The organism is Nocardia sp. NPDC059177, assembly GCF_042755165.1.
In the GTDB taxonomy this organism is placed as follows: domain Bacteria; phylum Actinomycetota; class Actinomycetes; order Mycobacteriales; family Mycobacteriaceae; genus Nocardia.
This window is the reverse complement of the sequence record NZ_JBHZBX010000011.1, coordinates 79,007-95,454: the sequence shown is the minus strand read 5'-3', so window position 1 is coordinate 95,454 and position 16,448 is coordinate 79,007. Positions and strand designations below refer to the sequence as shown.

11 protein-coding genes are annotated in these 16,448 nt (G+C 70.5%); 2 read left to right on the top strand and 9 right to left on the bottom strand.

The features are described 5' to 3' along the window. Window positions 1-27 precede the first annotated feature (27 nt). The 4 genes from ACFXK0_RS16185 to ACFXK0_RS16170 form a co-directional block, all read right to left on the bottom strand. Window positions 28-2,397, bottom strand: coding sequence for a RelA/SpoT family protein (locus tag ACFXK0_RS16185; protein ID WP_379411067.1), 2,370 nt, complete (start codon window positions 2,395-2,397; stop codon window positions 28-30). Window positions 2,398-2,640: 243 nt separating this feature from the next. After that, complete coding sequence (locus tag ACFXK0_RS16180; protein WP_379411066.1) at window positions 2,641-7,227, bottom strand: aminotransferase class I/II-fold pyridoxal phosphate-dependent enzyme; 4,587 nt, start codon at window positions 7,225-7,227, stop codon at window positions 2,641-2,643. Continuing rightward, window positions 7,224-7,490 carry an acyl carrier protein gene (locus ACFXK0_RS16175; protein WP_379411065.1) on the bottom strand — a complete coding sequence of 89 codons (267 nt, stop codon included), beginning with the start codon at window positions 7,488-7,490 and terminating at the stop codon, window positions 7,224-7,226. Before ACFXK0_RS16175 ends, ACFXK0_RS16180 begins: the two co-directional genes overlap by 4 nt. A 27-nt stretch (window positions 7,491-7,517) precedes the next feature. Next, window positions 7,518-9,194, bottom strand: a complete 1,677-nt coding sequence (locus ACFXK0_RS16170) for a fatty acyl-AMP ligase (RefSeq protein ID WP_379411064.1) — start codon at window positions 9,192-9,194, stop codon at window positions 7,518-7,520. A 172-nt stretch (window positions 9,195-9,366) separates the two neighbouring features. Here ACFXK0_RS16170 and ACFXK0_RS16165 point away from each other — a divergent pair, with 172 nt between their 5' ends. Next, window positions 9,367-10,107: a metallophosphoesterase gene (locus tag ACFXK0_RS16165; protein WP_379411063.1), complete on the top strand. Its 741-nt coding sequence runs from the start codon at window positions 9,367-9,369 to the stop codon at window positions 10,105-10,107. Between the two features lie 124 nt (window positions 10,108-10,231). Here ACFXK0_RS16165 and ACFXK0_RS16160 read toward each other — a convergent pair whose 3' ends face one another. The 4 genes from ACFXK0_RS16160 to ACFXK0_RS16145 form a co-directional block, all read right to left on the bottom strand. After that, window positions 10,232-10,861 (bottom strand): NUDIX domain-containing protein, encoded by a 630-nt coding sequence (locus tag ACFXK0_RS16160; protein ID WP_379411062.1) that lies wholly within the window; start codon window positions 10,859-10,861, stop codon window positions 10,232-10,234. A gap of 128 nt (window positions 10,862-10,989) precedes the next feature. Beyond that, window positions 10,990-12,324: an adenylosuccinate synthetase gene (locus ACFXK0_RS16155; protein ID WP_379411061.1), complete on the bottom strand. Its 1,335-nt coding sequence runs from the start codon at window positions 12,322-12,324 to the stop codon at window positions 10,990-10,992. Then, window positions 12,321-13,268 carry a hypothetical protein gene (locus ACFXK0_RS16150; RefSeq protein WP_379411060.1) on the bottom strand — a complete coding sequence of 316 codons (948 nt, stop codon included), beginning with the start codon at window positions 13,266-13,268 and terminating at the stop codon, window positions 12,321-12,323. Before ACFXK0_RS16150 ends, ACFXK0_RS16155 begins: the two co-directional genes overlap by 4 nt. A gap of 128 nt (window positions 13,269-13,396) precedes the next feature. Next, window positions 13,397-14,974, bottom strand: a complete 1,578-nt coding sequence (locus tag ACFXK0_RS16145) for an ABC-F family ATP-binding cassette domain-containing protein (protein WP_379411059.1) — start codon at window positions 14,972-14,974, stop codon at window positions 13,397-13,399. A gap of 283 nt (window positions 14,975-15,257) precedes the next feature. Between ACFXK0_RS16145 and ACFXK0_RS16140 the strand changes: the two genes are divergently transcribed. Beyond that, entirely contained in the window at window positions 15,258-15,869 is a 612-nt protein-coding gene (locus ACFXK0_RS16140; protein ID WP_379411058.1) for a GNAT family N-acetyltransferase, read from the top strand. Here the strand turns inward: ACFXK0_RS16140 and ACFXK0_RS16135 are convergent. Continuing rightward, window positions 15,859-16,431 carry an adenine phosphoribosyltransferase gene (locus tag ACFXK0_RS16135; RefSeq protein ID WP_379411057.1) on the bottom strand — a complete coding sequence of 191 codons (573 nt, stop codon included), beginning with the start codon at window positions 16,429-16,431 and terminating at the stop codon, window positions 15,859-15,861. The two genes, ACFXK0_RS16140 and ACFXK0_RS16135, sit on opposite strands and share 11 nt — an antisense overlap. Window positions 16,432-16,448 lie beyond the last annotated feature (17 nt).

Sequence of the window (16,448 nt, the reverse complement as noted above, 5' to 3'; positions counted from 1 at the left end):
GTCGCGGGTGCCCGGGCCGGATCCGGGTCAGGCGGCGGAGGTCACCCGGTACACGTCGTAGACGCCTTCGACATTGCGCACGACATTGAGCAGATGACCCAGGTGCTTGGGGTCGCCCATCTCGAAGGTGAACTTGCTGATCGCGACCCGGTCGCCGTGGGTGGCCACCGAGGCGGACAGGATGTTGACCTTCTCGTCGGCGAGCACTTTGGTGACATCGGAGAGCAGCCGGGTGCGGTCGAGCGCCTCGATCTGGATGGCGACCAGGAACACCGACGAGGGCGAGGGCGCCCACTCGACGTCGATGATCCGTTCCGACTGTTCCTGCAACGAACCGGCATTCGTGCAGTCGGTGCGGTGCACGCTCACCGCGCCGCCGCGGGTGACGAAGCCCATGATCTCGTCGCCGGGCACCGGCGTACAGCACTTGGCGAGCTTGGCGACGGTGCCGGTCGCGCCGGGAATGAGCACGCCGGCGTCGCCGGTGACGCGCTGACGAGCGGGCGTGGTCGACGGCGTCGACCGCTCGGCCAGCTCGTTCTCCACGTCACCGATGCCGCCGAGCTGGGCCATCAGCCGCTGCACCACGTGGTGCGCCGAGACCTGGTGCTCACCGACGGCGGTGTAGAGGGCGGAGATGTCGGAGTAGTGCAGTTCGTGGGCGACGGCGGTCATCGCGTCGACGCTCATCAACCGCTGCAGCGGCAGCCCGACCCGGCGGACCTCCTTGGAGATCTGTTCCTTGCCGCTTTCGAGCGCTTCCTCGCGACGCTCTTTGGCAAACCACTGGCGAATCTTGGCCTTGGCGCGCGGGGAGACGACGAAGTTCTGCCAGTCCCGGCTCGGCCCGGCGTTCTGTGCCTTCGAGGTGAACACCTCGACGACCTCACCGTTCTCCAGCTGCCGTTCCAGCGCGACGAGCCTGCCGTTGACCCGCGCGCCGATGCACTTGTGCCCGACCTCGGTGTGCACGGCGTAGGCGAAGTCGACCGGGGTCGACTTCTGCGGCAGCGTGATCACATCGCCCTTGGGCGTGAACACGAAGATCTCCGGCGATTTCAGGTCGAAGCGCAGCGACTCCAGGAACTCGGCCGGGTCCGCGGCTTCGCGCTGCCAGTCGAGCAGCTGGCGCATCCAGGCCATGTCGTCGACCTCGGCGGCGTCGCCGGAGTGCTTGCCCTTGGTCTCCTTGTAGCGCCAGTGCGCGGCGATGCCGAACTCGGCGGTGCGGTGCATGTCCTGGGTGCGGATCTGCACTTCGAGGGGCTTGCCGTCGGGGCCGACGACGGTGGTGTGCAGCGACTGGTAGACGCCGTAGCGCGGCTGGGCGATGTAGTCCTTGAACCGCCCGGCCATCGGCTGCCACAGCGAGTGCACTACGCCGACCGCGGCGTAGCAGTCGCGGACCTCGTCGCACAGGATGCGCATGCCGACCAGGTCGTGGATGTCGTCGAAGTCCTTACCCTTGACGATCATCTTCTGATAGATCGACCAGTAGTGCTTGGGGCGGCCTTCGACGATCGCGTTGATCCGCGAGGCGGCGAGGGTGTTGACGATCTCGGCGCGCACTTTCGCCAGGTAGGTGTCGCGCGAGGGCGCGCGGTCGGCGACCAGGCGAACGATCTCGTCGTACTTCTTGGGGTGCAGGATCGCGAAGGCGAGGTCCTCGAGCTCCCATTTGACCGTGGCCATACCCAGGCGATGCGCCAGCGGCGCGATCACCTCGAGGGTCTCCTTGGCCTTCTTGGCCTGCTTCTCCGGCGGCAGGAAGCGCATGGTGCGCATGTTGTGCAGCCGGTCGGCGACCTTGATCACCAGCACGCGCGGGTCCCGCGCCATGGCGATGATCATCTTGCGGATGGTCTCGGCCTCGGCGGCCGCGCCCAGGTTGACCTTGTCGAGCTTGGTGACGCCGTCGACGAGGTGGGCGACCTCCTGACCGAACTCCTCCTTGAGCTGATCCAGGGAGTAGCCGGTGTCCTCGACGGTGTCATGCAGCAGCGCTGCGACCAGCGTGGTGGTGTCCATGCCGAGCTCGGCGAGGATGTTCGCTACGGCCAGCGGGTGGGTGATGTAGGGGTCACCCGACTTGCGGAACTGTTTGGCGTGCCGTTCGTCGGCGACGTCGAAGGCGCGTTGCAGCAGCGCCAGGTTGGCCTTCGGGTACAGCTCCCGGTGGACGGTGGCCAACGGTTCCAGGACCGGCTTCACCGCCGCGATGCCACGCTGACCGGTCATCCGGCGCGCGAGCCTGGCCCGCACGCGCCGCGATGCCGAGCTGGGCACAGACGCGGTCGGGGACTGTTTCGCGGGTTCGGGGGTCGCCGGGGCACCGTCGGTCCGCGGGGCTCCGGTGGATTCCTGCCCAACCTTCGCCTCGCCGAGTTGTCGAGTCATGCCACCGCCTCTCACGCTGCATTCGGACCCTTCGGCCGAGTGCTGCAACCGCCCGGGACCCCAACTTTAGTCCCCACACCGACCGGGTGTTCCATTCCCGGCGGTCACGGGCGTACGACGGTCCCGACTCGGCCTGGAATCGGCCTTCTACCTGCGGTTCGATCAGCGTCCGTCGACCGGTGCCGGTCGCCTGCGCACGCTGTGACCGTCGAGGCGGCCGAGCAGGGTCGGGGTGATGTCGATTCAGCGGATACGTGCTGGTCGTGGCGCCGGAAGTGACGAAGGCGCCGCTGGCGATGACGACATCGGCGTGCTGCCGAGCTCTTCGGCGAGGATCGCGACGCTGTCGCGGATCTGTTCTTCGGTGTGGCAGGCGGTGATGAAGAAGCGCAGCCGCGCGAAGTCTTCGGGGACGGCGGGGTAGATGATCGGGTTGACGTTGATGCCGCGGGTCAGCAGCGTGTTCGACAGCCGCATCGTCTGCAGCGAGTCGCCCACGATGCACGGGATGATCGGGGTGTCGTGGCTGTCGCCGGTGTCGATGCCGGCGGCGCGGGCCAGCTCGAGGAACAGGCGCGCGTTGTGGCGCAGACGTTCCAGCGCGGTGCCGTCGGCGCGTAGCTGCCGGATCGCTTCCGCCGAGGCGGCGGCGTTCATCGGTGTCATGCCGACGCTGTAGACGAAGCCGGGCGTCGTGTACTTCAGGAAGCGGATCAGGTCCGCGCTGCCTGCCACGTAGCCACCGCAGCCGGCCAGGGCCTTCGACATCGTGCCCGACCACAGTTCGACGTCGGCGCGGTCGATGTCGAAGTACTCGCCGATACCGCCGCCGTGTGCGCCGAGTACGCCGATGCTGTGCGCCTCGTCGATCATCAGCAGCGCCCGGTGCTTCTTCTTGATCTCGATGATCGCGGGCAGGTCGGGGATGTCGCCGTCCTGGCTGTAGACGCCTTCGATGAGGATCAACACGCGCCGGTAGCGGGGGCGCAGCTCGCCGAGCAGCCGGTCGAGGGCGGCGGTGTCGTTGTGCGGGAACGGCCGCCGCGTCGCGCCGGACAGGACGCAGCCCTGCAGGATGCTGTCGTGGGCGAGGCTGTCGTGGATCACCAGGTCCTCGGGGCCGACCAGGTGGCCGATGATCGTGACGTTGGTGGAGTGGCCGCCGACCAGCGCGATCGCGTCCTCGGTGCCCAGCAGCGCGGCGATTTCGGCCTCCAGTTCCCGGTGCACCGGCTTCTCCCCGGAGAGCACCCGGCTGGCCGAGCAGGAGCTGCCGTAACGGGCGACGGCGTCCTGCACGGCCGCGACGACCGCCGGGTGGCCGGACAGGCCGAGGTAGTTGTAGCTGGAGAAGTTCACCACCGGGACGCCGTCGATCAGCGAGGTGTCGCGGGTGACGCCGTCGTTGACCAGGAAGTACGGGTTGTCCAGGCCCAGTGCCGCCGCGCCGGTGAGCCGGTCCGCGATCGCCCGCACCTCGGGGAAGTCGGCGATCCGGTATTCGGGGGTGACGGCCACCGCAGGCGTCTCCGGAACGACCGGCGCCGGAGCTTGGACAGCCGGTGCCGCAACCGGCACATTCGGGGCCGGAGCTGGAACAGCCGGTGCCGACACTGGAACGGTCGGAGCCGGAACCGGAGCAGTCGGTGCCGGAGCGGGTGTCCCGGCGACCTGCCCGGTGACGTAGCCGACGACGTCACCGAGGGTGGTCGCGGCACTCGGCCAGGACGGGTCGATCCGCAGTCCCGGCAGCTTGCGCATCAGGCCACCGAACAGGTCCGCGAGCATCATCGAGTCGAATCCGAGCTCGCCGGTGAGGGTTTCGGTATCGCGGAGCCGGTCGGCGGCGTACCCGCTGACCCGGCCGCACTCCCCGTGCACGATGCCGGCGATCACGCCGGGATCGACGGCGGGAACCGCCTGCGGGGAGCCGCCGGTCGCGGCGCCACCAGACGCGAGGGTCGCCGCGGCACCCGGCACCATGGTCGCGGCGCCGCTCGGCACAAGGGTCGCCGCGCCGCCCGGCACCATGGTCGCGGCGGCACCCGGCACAAGAGTCGCGGTGGCACCGGGCGCGAGGGCGGTGGTGGCGCCGGGTGTGCGGGTCGCCGTCGCGCCGGGCGCCAGGCTCGCCAGCAGCGCGTTCTGTTCGCGGAAGAGCGCGATCATCTGGTCCATGGTGGTGTCCTCCGCTGGAGTGGAAGGTGTGGTGAGCGTGGTCGGTTCGAGCCAGAAGCGGTGCTCGGTCGAGAAGTCGTAGACCGGCAGCCGCCGGCGGACGCGCTGCTCGGGGTCGTAGAGGTGGTCCCAGTCGGGGTCGAGGCCGTCGCGGTGCAGCGCGGCGACGGTTTCCGCGAGTTCGCGGCCGGTCGCGCCGGGACCAGGGCTCGGCGTCAGGCACCGTGGCAGCAGATCGGGGCGCAGCCGCCCGACGAGTGGGGTCAGCATGCGGCGCGGGCCGATCTCGATGACGTGGGTGGGGTCGGTCTCGGCCGCCGCCGCCAAGGCGTCGCCGAAAAGTACCGTGGCGCGGACATGTTCGACCCAGTACTCGGCGTCCATCGTCTCGGCCGGGTCGAGCAGGCGCCCGCGCACGGTCGAGTAGATCGGCAGCGCCGGTGCCCGGTAGGTGCAGTCCCGGGCGAGGACCGCGAACTCCTCCAGCATCGGCGCCATCAGCGGACTGTGGAACGCGTGCGACACGGTGAGCGGCTTGCTGACCACCTGCTGCTCGGCGAGGGCGGTCCGGATCCGGTCGAGCGCCGCCGCGTCGCCGGAGAGCACCAGATCGGTGGGCCCGTTCACGGCCGCCACGGCCACGTCGCGCTCGCCGTCGAGCAGGGCGGCGAGCTGCGCGGGCGTCGCACGGACCGCGAGCATCCCACCCCCGCCGGGCAATTGCTGCATCAGCCTGCCACGAGCGGCGACCAGGCGGCACGCGTCGTCGAGGTCGACGACTCCGGCCACGGCCGCCGCCGTGAATTCCCCGATGCTGTGCCCGATCACCCAGGCCGGGCGCACGCCCGCGTCGGCGAGTGCCTGTGCCAGTGCGTATTCCATGGCGAAGATCCCCGGCTGGGCGAGTTCGGTGCGATCGAGGACGGCGGTGTCGTCGAGCAGCAGTTCGCGGATCGAGGAGCCGAGGTGCGCCGTCATCGCCGCGTCGACGGTGCGCAGCGCCCGGTGGAACGACCCGCTCACCGCGTCGAGCGGCCGCGCCATGCCGGCGAACTGCGATCCCTGGCCGGTGAACATCCAGCCGGCCCGGACCGGCGCGGCCACACCGGATTCCGCGCCGGCCCGCAGGCGCGTGATCGCCTCCGCCGGATCGGTGGCGACGACCGCGAGCCGATGCCGTCCCGACGACTTCACCCGATTGCTCGTCCAGCAGACCTGCGCGAACCGATCCGCGGGAACCGACTTCAGCATCCGCGCCATGCGCTGCGCGTTGCGCTCCAGTCCTTGGGCATTGTCGGCCGACACGGTCAGCACCCCACCGCCACCCGCCGCGGCATCCGCCGCCACCGGGGCTGTACCCAGTACGAGGTGTGCGTTCGTGCCGCCGATACCGAAGCTGCTGACCCCCGCCAGCGACGGTCCGGCGAGCGGCATCGGTTCGGCGAGCAGGCGCAGCCCGTGGTGTTCCAGCCGCAAGCGCGGATTCTCCTGGTCGGTGAACCTGGTCGGCGCCGCCGTGCCGTGGTGCAGGCTCAGCGCGACCTTGATGATCCCGGCGACCCCGGCCGCGCCCTCGGTGTGGCCCAGATTGCCTTTGATGGAACCGATTCCGCAGGGCTTCGCGCGGTCGCGACCGTGCAGCCCGCCCAGCGCCTTCACCTCGATCATGTCCCCGAGCACTGTCCCGGTGCCGTGCGCCTCCAGGAAATCGACCGCCCCGGCCTCGACGCCGGCCCGGCGGCAGGCCTCGCCGATCACCTGCTGCTGCGCCCACCGGTTCGGCGCGGTGATGCCGTTGCTGCGGCCGTCGGAGTTCACCGCGCTGCCTTTGATCACCGCGTAGATCGGCAGACCCGCCGCCTGCGCGTCGGCCAGGCGACGCAGCACCAGCACCGCGACACCTTCACCCCGGACGATCCCGTCGGCGTTGGCGCTGAACGGTTTACAGCGCGCGTCCGGCGCCGACAGCCCCGCCTGGGTGTAGAACACGCCGACCGCCGGGGTGAGCACCAGGTTCACACCACCGGCGAGTGCCTGGTCGCATTCACCGGAAGCCAGTGCGGCACAGGCCAGATGGACCGCCACCAGCGAGGAGGAACAGGCGGTGTCGACCGCCAGGCTGGGGCCCGTCAGGTCGAGCTGGTAGGACAGCCGGTTGGCGGTCATGAAGTAGCCGTTGCCCGAGCCGTGCTGCGGGGTGATCGCGGCGTAATCCGACATCTGCAGGTTGGCCCACTCGTTGGCCATCACGCCGATGTACACCCCGGTGCGCGAACCGGATTGGGCCCGTGGGTCGAGCGTCGCGTCCTCGAAGGCACGCCAGCTCGCTTGCAGCAGCAGCCGCTGTTGCGGGTCCATCGCCTCCGCCTCGTGCGGGGTGATTCCGAAGAACTCGTGGTCGAAGGCGTCGGCGTCGCCGATGAACCCGCCGCTGTGGGTGTTGATGGTGCCGGGCCCGCCTGCCGGGTCGTGGAAGTCCTCGGCGTGCCAGCGATTCGCGGGCACCGCCGAGATCGCGTCGCGGCCGTCGAGCAGCAGCTGCCACAGCGCGGCGGGATCGGCGGCACCGGGGAAGCGGCAGTCGAGGCCGACGATCGCGATGTCGCCCTCGGTGGTGACGCCGGCTGCCGAGTCCGGGCGCTGACCGCTCATGCCGCGAGGACGAACTCGTCGGCGAGGTAGGCGGCGATGGCGGCGACGGTGGGATAGTCGAACACCAGCGTCGGGTCGATCTCGACGGACCAGCGGTCCTCGATCTCGCCGCACAGCGAGACCGCCGAGACGGAGTCCATCCCGAGTTCGGCCAGCGGAGTCGCCGGATCCACCTGGTGGGGTGTGCGGTCGAGGTAGTCGGCGACCCGCTCGACGAGCCAGGCCTGGATCGTCGTCGGTGTGTGGGCGGTAGTGCGGAACATGGTCGGCTCCTGGCTTGATGTGGACGGTCAGACGGTCAGCGACCGGCTCAGCGCCGGTTCCAGATCCTCGTGCAGCACCCGCTCGAGGCGATCGGCGAGGAACGCCTCGCGCATCGACCCGCGCTGGACCTTGCCGCTGGTGGTGCGGTGCACCGCGCGGGCGGAGCGGGCGGCGACGAGCACGACATTCGGTGCGGGCACCTCGAATCCGCGGGCCACCGCGATCTTGATCGTGGCGGTCAGCTCGGCCATCGTGGTGTCGCCGAGCAGGTGCGGTCGCACGCCCTGCATGAGCACCAGTCGTTCCCGGCCGCCCACGTCGACCGCGACCGCCGCGCCCGCGTTGCCCGCCAGCGCGGGATGCAGGTCCTGCACGAGTGCCTCGACATCGCTGGGATGGATGTTGCGGCCGTTGACGATCAGCAGGTCCTTGAGCCGGCCCGCGACGAACAGTTCGCCGTCGCGCAGCAGGCCGAGGTCGCCGGTCCGCAGGAACGGGCCCTCGGTGCCGAGGTGGGCGTCGAAGACCTCGCGGGTCTCGGCGGGCCGGTTCCAGTAGCCGGCCGCGACGCTGTCCCCGCGCACCCAGATCTCACCGGTGGCGCCGTCGGGCAGTGCCGTGCGGGTGGCCGGGTCGACGATGCGGATCTCGAGGCCCTCGGCCGCGCGACCGCAGCCAACCAGCGGGGCATCGCCCGGCCGGTCGTAGTACACCGGTGCCGCGCCCATCGTGGCGGCGCTGGCCAGCAGGGTCACCTCGGCCAGTCCGTAGGCGGGCATGAAAGCTGTCGGACGCAGCCCGGCGGAAGCGAATCGTGCCAGCACCGCCGCCACGGTCGTTGCCCGCACCGGCTCGGCGCCGCTCAGCGCGGCCTCGAGGCTGCTCAGGTCCAGCTCGGCGAGTTGCTCGTCGCTGACCCGGCGCAGGATCAGGTCGTAGGCGAAGTTCGGGGCCGCGGTGCAGGTCGCCCGGTACCGGTCGATGGCTTGGAGCCAGCGCACCGGTCGTTTGATGAAGGTCGTCGGCGCCATGAACACCAGGTTCGCGCCGGCGTAGGCGGCGCCGAGCAGCATGCCGATCAGGCCCATGTCGTGGAACTGCGGAATCCAGCTGACGGCGGTCGAGTCCGCGCTGATCCCGCGCTGGGCGATGGCCGCCTCGTTGTGCAGCAGGTTGCGGTGGGTGACGACGACGCCCTTGGGTGTGCCGGTCGATCCCGAGGTGTATTGCAGGAACGCGATCGTGCCAGGATCGAGGTCGGGCAGCTCCCAGGCGTCGGCGTCGCCGAGCGGCCGATCGGTCGCGACGACGGTGGCTGTGGTGTGCGCGGCGACGAGCGCGGCGAAGTCGCCGGTGGTGAGCACGAGCTGGGCGCCGGAGTCGGCGATCACGCCGTTCACCCGTGCCGCGGCCCGCTCCTCGTGCGGCAGCGGCGCGGGAACGGCGACGACACCGGCGTACAGGCAGCCGAGGAAGGCCCGCAGGAAGGCCATCCCGTCGAGGTAGAGCAGTACCACCGGCTGGGCCGCCTCGGGCCGCCCGGACAACCACTGGGCAAATGCCCGGGCCGACCGGTCGAGCTCACGGTAGGTGACGACCTCCTCGACCAGGTCCCGTCCGGATTCCCGCAGGTAGGTGTAAGAACGGGTGTCCGCGTACCGGGTGAACTGCTGCCTGACATGCTGCACGTAGCTGGACTGCATAGAGGAGTTCCTTCGGGGGTCGATGGCGTAGCTATCACTCTGCGCTCCTCGACCACCCGTCGGAAGTGCCCTCAGGGGCCACCCGCCGAACCCTCGGGGTGGGCACTCCCAACCCCTGGGGTGGCCTCGGAATCGGATTGACAGCCACCCTCCGCTGTGGCCTCCTTGGCCGGTGGGGAACATCGCGCCGATCCGGCTGGCCGCCACCGCCGACCTGCACCTGCGGCCCGCCGTCGCCGGGCGGTTCCGGCCTGATCTCCTGGCACTCGACGGGCAGGCCGACCTGTTGATCCTGGCCGGGGATCTCACCGAGGGCGGTACCCGGGCCGCCACCGAGCTGCTGTGCGCCGAACTCGCCGATCTGCCGGTGCCGGTGGTCGCTGTGCTGGGCAATCACGACCATGACGAGAATCGCGGCGAGTTCGTCACGCGGCGGCTCACCGAGACCGGAGTCGTTGTCCTGGACGGTGATTCGACGACGCTGACGATCCGCGGGCACCGGATCGGGATCGCGGGAGTGATGGGCGGTGCCGGTGGCTTCGCCGGTCATCCTGGTGATCCAGACACCGGGTCGGCCGAGCACCGGGCCAGGATGCGCCGCGGCCCGATCGACGCGGCCCGCCTGCGCACGGCCCTCGACGAGCTGGACTGCGCCACCCGGATCGCCGTCACGCACTTCTCCCCCGTCGTCGACACACTCGTCGGCGAGCGACCGTCCATCTACCCGGGACTGGGGTGTCAGGCGCTGGGCGAGGCGATCGACGCCGGTCGCGCCGACCTCGCGCTGCACGGCCATGCCCACGCGGGCACCGAGCACGGGCAGACCGTCGGCGGAGTTCCCGTGCGCAATGTCTCGTATCCGGTGCTGCGCCGGACCTGCGCGATCTACGAACTGCCCGTCGACGCGGTCTAGCCCACGGAGCAGGTCGGCGCGGATCGGTGGCCGTGCTGGTGCTCCGTCTCGCCGAAGACCCAGGCGACGGCAGGTCGGCCGTGGCCTACACCCGGCGTGGGAGGTCGGCGGCTCGGTGGCCGTGCTAGTGCTCCGTTTCGCCGAAGGCCCACACGACTGCGGGACGGCCGGTGGCCTTCACCCGGCGTCGTTCGCCGGTGCGTTCCAGGCCGGGGATCGCGGCGAGGGTGCGATTGAGATTGGCGGGGTCGGGGCGGGTGCCGTGGAGTGAGGTGCTGAGGTCGACGGCGCGGGTGGCGGGGAATTCCGCGCCGGCCAGTGCCCTGGTCAGGGTGAGGTCCTTCCACAGCAGGCCGGCGAGCAGGCCGCGGGTGGTCTCGACGATCCGGTTGTGGTCGAAGGCCAGCGGGGGGACCGCGTCGAACTCGACCCAGTCGGCGGGGCCGGTGTGCTCGGCGACGACCGCCCACATGGCGATCGACAGCGTCGGTCCGCGCGGATCGCGGTGTGGTTCGTCGAAGGTGACCAGCTGGCCGACCGCCCCGATCGCCTCGGCGGGCACCCCGAGTTTGGTGCGCACCGCGCGCCGGGCGGCCTCGGCCAGCCGCTCGCCGCGGCCCAGCAGCACGCCGGGCAGCGCGAGTTCGCCGGTGAACGGCTCGAACTCGCGCTCGGCGATTCCGATGCGCACCGCGCTGTCGGTTTCCCAGCACCGCAACGTGACGACATCGATCGATACGACGGATTGCTCCACGTCGTGCCATCCTGCCGCACGCGCGCCGCTGATGGGAACCTCCGTTTCCGCGGACCGACAGGGCGGGCCTTCGATACGTGGACCACCACCGCGCCGTCCCCGAGTGTGGACCGGCTGCCCGGTGCCGCTCATGCGGGCCGCGCGCCCGTCGTGACGACCCGGCGCGCGGCACCCGCCGTATCCGGGCCGACCACTGGTCGGCGCACGATCCGGTCCCGCCGATCGGGTCCGTGGCCGGTCAAGACGACCGGCACACCCAGTCGTCCGGCGAGCAGATCCGCGGGGTCACCGGCGATCGGTTCGAGGATCGGTGTCACCGTCGCCAGCCGGTCGGTGAGCCGCCGCTGGTGCTCGAGATCACGCCACCGACCCGGGATCAGCTCGGTGATATGACCCGATCCGGTCGCGTATGCCCCTGCGGCACACAGTGTTCCGGGCACGTCGAGATGGTTGACGACCAGCCCGTCGACCCCGCCGCAGACCTCGACGGCGTAGCGCAGCAGGATCGGGTCGAGGTGACCCTGCCGGAACGCACCCTGATAGGGGCCGGTGCCGTTGTGCGGCTCCGGGTTTCCCAGTGGCGCCTCGGTCGGCAACGGGCCCGCGCCGTGACGGGTCATGTAGGTGCGGGTGACGCCCAGCACGGTGGCGGTGCCGCCGATCCCGGCGATCATGGCGCGGGCGTTGCGTGGTTCCACCGTCGACCAGGTGGTGTGCGGGTGCAGGCCACGCCATTCGTCGAGCAGCACCCCCTGCGCGCCTTCGAAGACCAGCCTGCCGCGCGCCGCGAACTGCGCGAGCGCCCCGTCGTCGGTGACGCGGACCGCCCGGGCGAAGTCGCCGTACATCGCCACCAGGTCGTCGACGGCTTCGTAGCCGTGCGCGCTCGGCCCGACCAGGGTGTCGTAGTGCGCGGCGAGACGGTCCAGTTTGGCGCGCAGCACCGCAGGTGTCCGGCAGTCAGCGACCGTCGGCGCGTCGTGTTCGAGTGCGTACCAGGCGGTTTCGCCGATGCCACGCCCGCAGGAACCGTGCCGCGAGGAACCCCTCGCGTCCTCGCGCGCACGGTTGGCCGCGATGTGGATCGGGGTGGTCAGCAGGGCGCGACCGTCGACCGCGAGCAGGCCGAGTGGGTCGCGCACGCCGAGGGCGGCCAGCTGTTCGGCTTCGGCGGCGAGCGCGATCGGCTCCACCAGCATGTGCTGGGAGAGCAGGGTCGGCACGCCGTGGAAGGTGCCCGCCCCGAACTGGGCGAAGGTGTGGTGGCGGCCGTCGGCGACGACATTGTGTGCGGCCTGCGCACCGCCGTTGAACCGCACGACCGCCGCCACCTCGAGACCGGCTTCCGGTGCGCACAGCCAGTCGACCGTCGCGCCCTTGCCCGCGTCGCCGAATCCCAGGTCGACGACGACCAGATGCTGCCCACCGAACACCGCTGTGCCCCTTTCCTTCTCGTCGTTCACTTGCCGGGCGGCAGTGCCCGGACCGTCCGTACCGGGTTCGAGCCCAGCGCCCGGCTCACCGCGTCGGCTTCGTCCACCGAACCGATATCGCGCAGATCGGCCAGGCCGGTGTCGAGGTCGACCCGGTCCTCCCCCAGCCCGATGGTCAGCGCGATCAGTTCGCAGACCGCGGCCGGGTCGTCGAGCTTCAGGAAGTTCTGCCCCAACAGGGCCCGCCAGTGCTCGGCGATCTCCGGATCCCGGTAGTACGAAGACTGGTTCGGCAGGATGTAGTACACGTGCCAGCGCTGCTCGAGCTCGCGGTAGATCGACTCGACCGAGACATCGCGGCGCACGTGGTCCCCGACGACCGCGCGGATGTGGCGGGCGGCCAGGCGCGGCTTGTTCAGCTCGTCGCCGATCAGGAACAGATAGCCGCGCTTGCCGCGCTTGTCCCACGCGTCGGTCGCGACGTGCTGGGCCATGAAATAGGCGGCCAGCTCGTAGCTTTCGGACTTCTGGCCGCCACCGCCGCCTTCCAGCAGAATGGCGCGCAGCTGTTCGTCCATCCGGTTGTCGGATTCGAACTGCCCGACCTGCAACGGCACCCGGTCGGTGTCGGCGTCGCCGATCGCCCCGAACAGCAGCTGCGGGTCCTCGGCGTAGCCCTTGTTCTTCAGCAGCCCGTGCAGTTTGCCGAGCTTGTCCTGCATGATCCGCGGCACCTTGCCCATCGACCCGGTGACGTCGAACAGCACCGCCACCGGCAGCGAGTTCCCGTGCTCGGCCGAATCCCGGCATTCGCGCGCCGTCACCCCGAACGGATCGAGCAGCGGGTGCGCGCACCACGTCTCGTACGGCTCGGCGCGCATCTCGGCCGTGTAGCCGAAGTCGTCCAGGCCCTGACGGGCCCGGTACGTCTTACCCGCCCGGTACGCGGTGTCATTCCAGTGTCCGTACCCCATGTGAACCACTCCCTCTCGTTCGCTTGTTTTAGTCTAGACGACCATAACTCACGACGTCAAGGGCTGCCGCCCGAACGGCGGTGGCCCGGCACCATTTCCGATGCCGGGCCACCGTGCTGTTGCGCCGGCTATTCGACCAGACCGTCGGATGTCAGCTCGAGCGTGCGGGTGACCCCGATGTCGTCCAGGAACCGCGCGTCGTGGCTGACCACCAGCAGCGCGCCCTCGAATCCGGCCAGCGCCTGGGTCAGATGGGCCAGGCTGGGCAGGTCGAGATTGTTGGTCGGTTCGTCGAGCATGAGCAGTTTGGGCGCAGGCTCGGCGAGCAGCAGCGTCGCCAGCGCGGCCCGCAACCGCTCCCCGCCGGACAGGGCCGCGGCCGCGCGGTCGGCATCGGTGCCGCGGAACAGGAAGCGCGCCAGCTGCGCGCGGATCTGCTCGACACTCGCGTGCGGGGCCGCCGCGGCCACGTTCTCGAAGACCGTGCGCTCCTCGTCGAACACATCCAGCCGCTGCGGCAGCAACCGCCACGCCACCTTCGGCCCCTCCTCGATGATCCGGCGCAGCAGAGTGGTCTTGCCCGCCCCGTTGCGCCCGGTCAGCGCGATCCGTTCGGGTCCGCTGACCCGCAGGTCGACCACCGGTCCGTTGGCCAGGCGCACCTGCTCGAGCTCGATCACCTCCTGCCCCGGATACAGCCGGGTGCCGGGCAGGTCCACCCGGATCTCCCGGTCCGCGCGCACCAGTTCCGCGGCATGGTCGAGGGTTTCGCGCGCGGAGTCCAGCTTCTCCAGATGGGAGTTGCGCAATTTGCCCGCCGAGACCTCGGCGGCGTTCTTGCGCAGGCCGGCGACGATCTTCGGCACCCGCTTGTTGTCCTGCTGTTTCTGCGCGAACCGGGCCCGGCGATCCAGTTTGGTCCGGGCGTCGACCAGCTCGCGCGCCTGCTTGCGCACATCGCTGCGCGCATCGCGCACCGCGGCCCTGGCGGCCTCCTGTTCCTGCGCGATGATCCGCTCGTACTCGCTGAAAGCCCCACCGAAACACCGGATCTCACCCGCGCGCAGTTCGGCGGTGCCGTCCATCCGTTCCAGGAGTTCCCGGTCGTGGCTGACCACGATCACGGTGCCGGCGAACTGCCGGATCACCGCGTAGAGGCGCTCGCGCGCGGCCGTGTCGAGATTGTTGGTCGGCTCGTCGAGCAACAGCACATCGGGTTCGCGCAGCAGTTCGGCGACGAGTCCGAGCAGCACCGTCTCGCCCCCGGAGAGGGTCTCGACGGTGCGGTCCAAGTCGGCGACCGACCCGGCGACATAGTCGAGCCCGAGCTTGCCGAGCAGCGCCACCGCCTCCTCCTCGACCTGCCAGCCGGTGCCGACGATGTCGAAGTCCGCGGGGGTGCCCGCGCCGCGCTCGATGCGCCCCAGCGCGGCCCGTACCTCGGCGATGCCGAGGACCGCGTCGACCCGGTGCCCGGTCTGCATGCCCAGGTCCTGACGCAGATAGCCGAGACTGCCCGGCACCGTGACCGACCCGCGCAGCGGCGTGAGCTCACCGCTGATCAGGCGCAGCAGCGTGGATTTCCCGGCACCGTTGGCGCCGACCAGGCCGATCTGCCCGGGGCCGAGGGTGGCGTCGAGACCGTCGAACACGACGGTGCCGTCCGGCCAGTGAAATGTGAGATCGGAAAAAGAAAGAGTGCCCATGCGGATCCCCTCGAGGTGCGGCGGATACACGGTGCGCGGAATGCGGACCGTCCGAAGCGCTACCTCAAGAAATCAACGCACGACTCCGATCGTCGGGAACAAGACCTTTCATTGATAACACCGCGAGCCAGCACGCGCCACCCCCTTTTCCGCGAGGGTGAGGGCGTTCACACGGTGCCGGTACAGTCGTCCGGGACTGTTCGACACCCCGGCGCACCCGCGAATCCACGCCACGACCGGCGTTTTCGGTGCCGTCGAATGCCCACGACAACGGAGGCCGACAATGGCAGGCACAGTGCGCGAGGCCACGCGAGCGGATGTGCGAGCGGTCGCCGCGACCCTCGCCGCCGCGTTCCAGGACGACCCGGTGACGTGCTGGCTGCTGCCCGACCCGCGCCGCCGGGCTGCGGGTATCCCGCGCTTCTTCGCCGCCGTCGCGCGGCACGTGTACGTGCCACTCGGCGGCGCCGAGCTGGCGGCCGACCCGGACGGCACCGCCGCAGGGGCGGCCCTGTGGGCACCGCCGGACCGCTGGCAGACCTCGCCTGGAACCGATCTGCGGCTGGCCCCGAGCCTGATCCGCGCGTTCGGGCGGCGGTCCCGCGCGGGCGGTGAGCTCAGCGACCTGATGAAGCAGCACCACCCGACCGAGCCGCACTGGTATCTGTCGATGATCGGCACGACACCCCAGGCGCGCGGCGGCGGCCACGGACAGGCGCTGCTGCGCTCACGCCTCGACCGGGTCGACGCCGTGGGCAGCCCCGCCTATCTCGAATCCAGCAATCCCGACAACATCGGGTACTACGAGCGCTTCGGCTTCACCGTGACCGGCGAGATCCAGATCCCGGGCGGGCCGAAGCTGTGGCCGATGTGGCGCCCCGCCACTACAGCTTGACGATCGAGGTCACCGGGTAGTGGCCCTGGTGCTCGCGGCCCTTCAGGAACTCCAGTTCCATCACGACGGCGGCCGCGACCACCTCGGCGCCGACCGCCTGGAACAGCGCGGCCGCCGCGGCCAGGGTGCCGCCGGTGGCCAGCACGTCGTCGAGCAGCAGGATCCGCTTGCCGGCGAGGTCGACCCCGTTCGCGGGGATTTCCAGTGCGGCGGAACCGTATTCGAGCTGGTACTCGCGCGAGACCACCGGCGGCGGCAGTTTGCCGCCCTTGCGGATGGCGAGCACACCGGTGCCCAGGGTCGCGGCGACACCGGCGCCGAGCAGGAAACCGCGCGCGTCGACACCGGCGACGAGATCGGCATCGGGGGCGACGGCGGCGAAGCAGTCGATGACGGCGCGGAAGCCCTCCGCATCGGCGAACACGGGCGTGAGGTCGGCGAAACGCACACCCGGGGTGGGGAAGTCGTCGTGCCAGCGGGTCAGCCGGGCCACCGCGTCGGCGGCCTTCTCCGTCCGCGCGACCACCTGGTCGTCGGACTCGACCACCGCGTGCTTGCTCATCGACACCTCTCCATCAC

Coding starts and splice junctions, on each gene's coding strand:
- ACFXK0_RS16185 (WP_379411067.1), bottom strand. CDS start 2,397: ATGACTCGACAACTCGGCGAGGCGAAGGTTGGGCAGGAATCCACCGGA.
- ACFXK0_RS16175 (WP_379411065.1), bottom strand. CDS start 7,490: ATGTTCCGCACTACCGCCCACACACCGACGACGATCCAGGCCTGGCTC.
- ACFXK0_RS16170 (WP_379411064.1), bottom strand. CDS start 9,194: ATGCAGTCCAGCTACGTGCAGCATGTCAGGCAGCAGTTCACCCGGTAC.
- ACFXK0_RS16135 (WP_379411057.1), bottom strand. CDS start 16,431: ATGAGCAAGCACGCGGTGGTCGAGTCCGACGACCAGGTGGTCGCGCGG.
- ACFXK0_RS16180 (WP_379411066.1), bottom strand. CDS start 7,227: ATGAGCGGTCAGCGCCCGGACTCGGCAGCCGGCGTCACCACCGAGGGC.
- ACFXK0_RS16150 (WP_379411060.1), bottom strand. CDS start 13,268: ATGGGGTACGGACACTGGAATGACACCGCGTACCGGGCGGGTAAGACG.
- ACFXK0_RS16140 (WP_379411058.1), top strand. CDS start 15,258: ATGGCAGGCACAGTGCGCGAGGCCACGCGAGCGGATGTGCGAGCGGTC.
- ACFXK0_RS16145 (WP_379411059.1), bottom strand. CDS start 14,974: ATGGGCACTCTTTCTTTTTCCGATCTCACATTTCACTGGCCGGACGGC.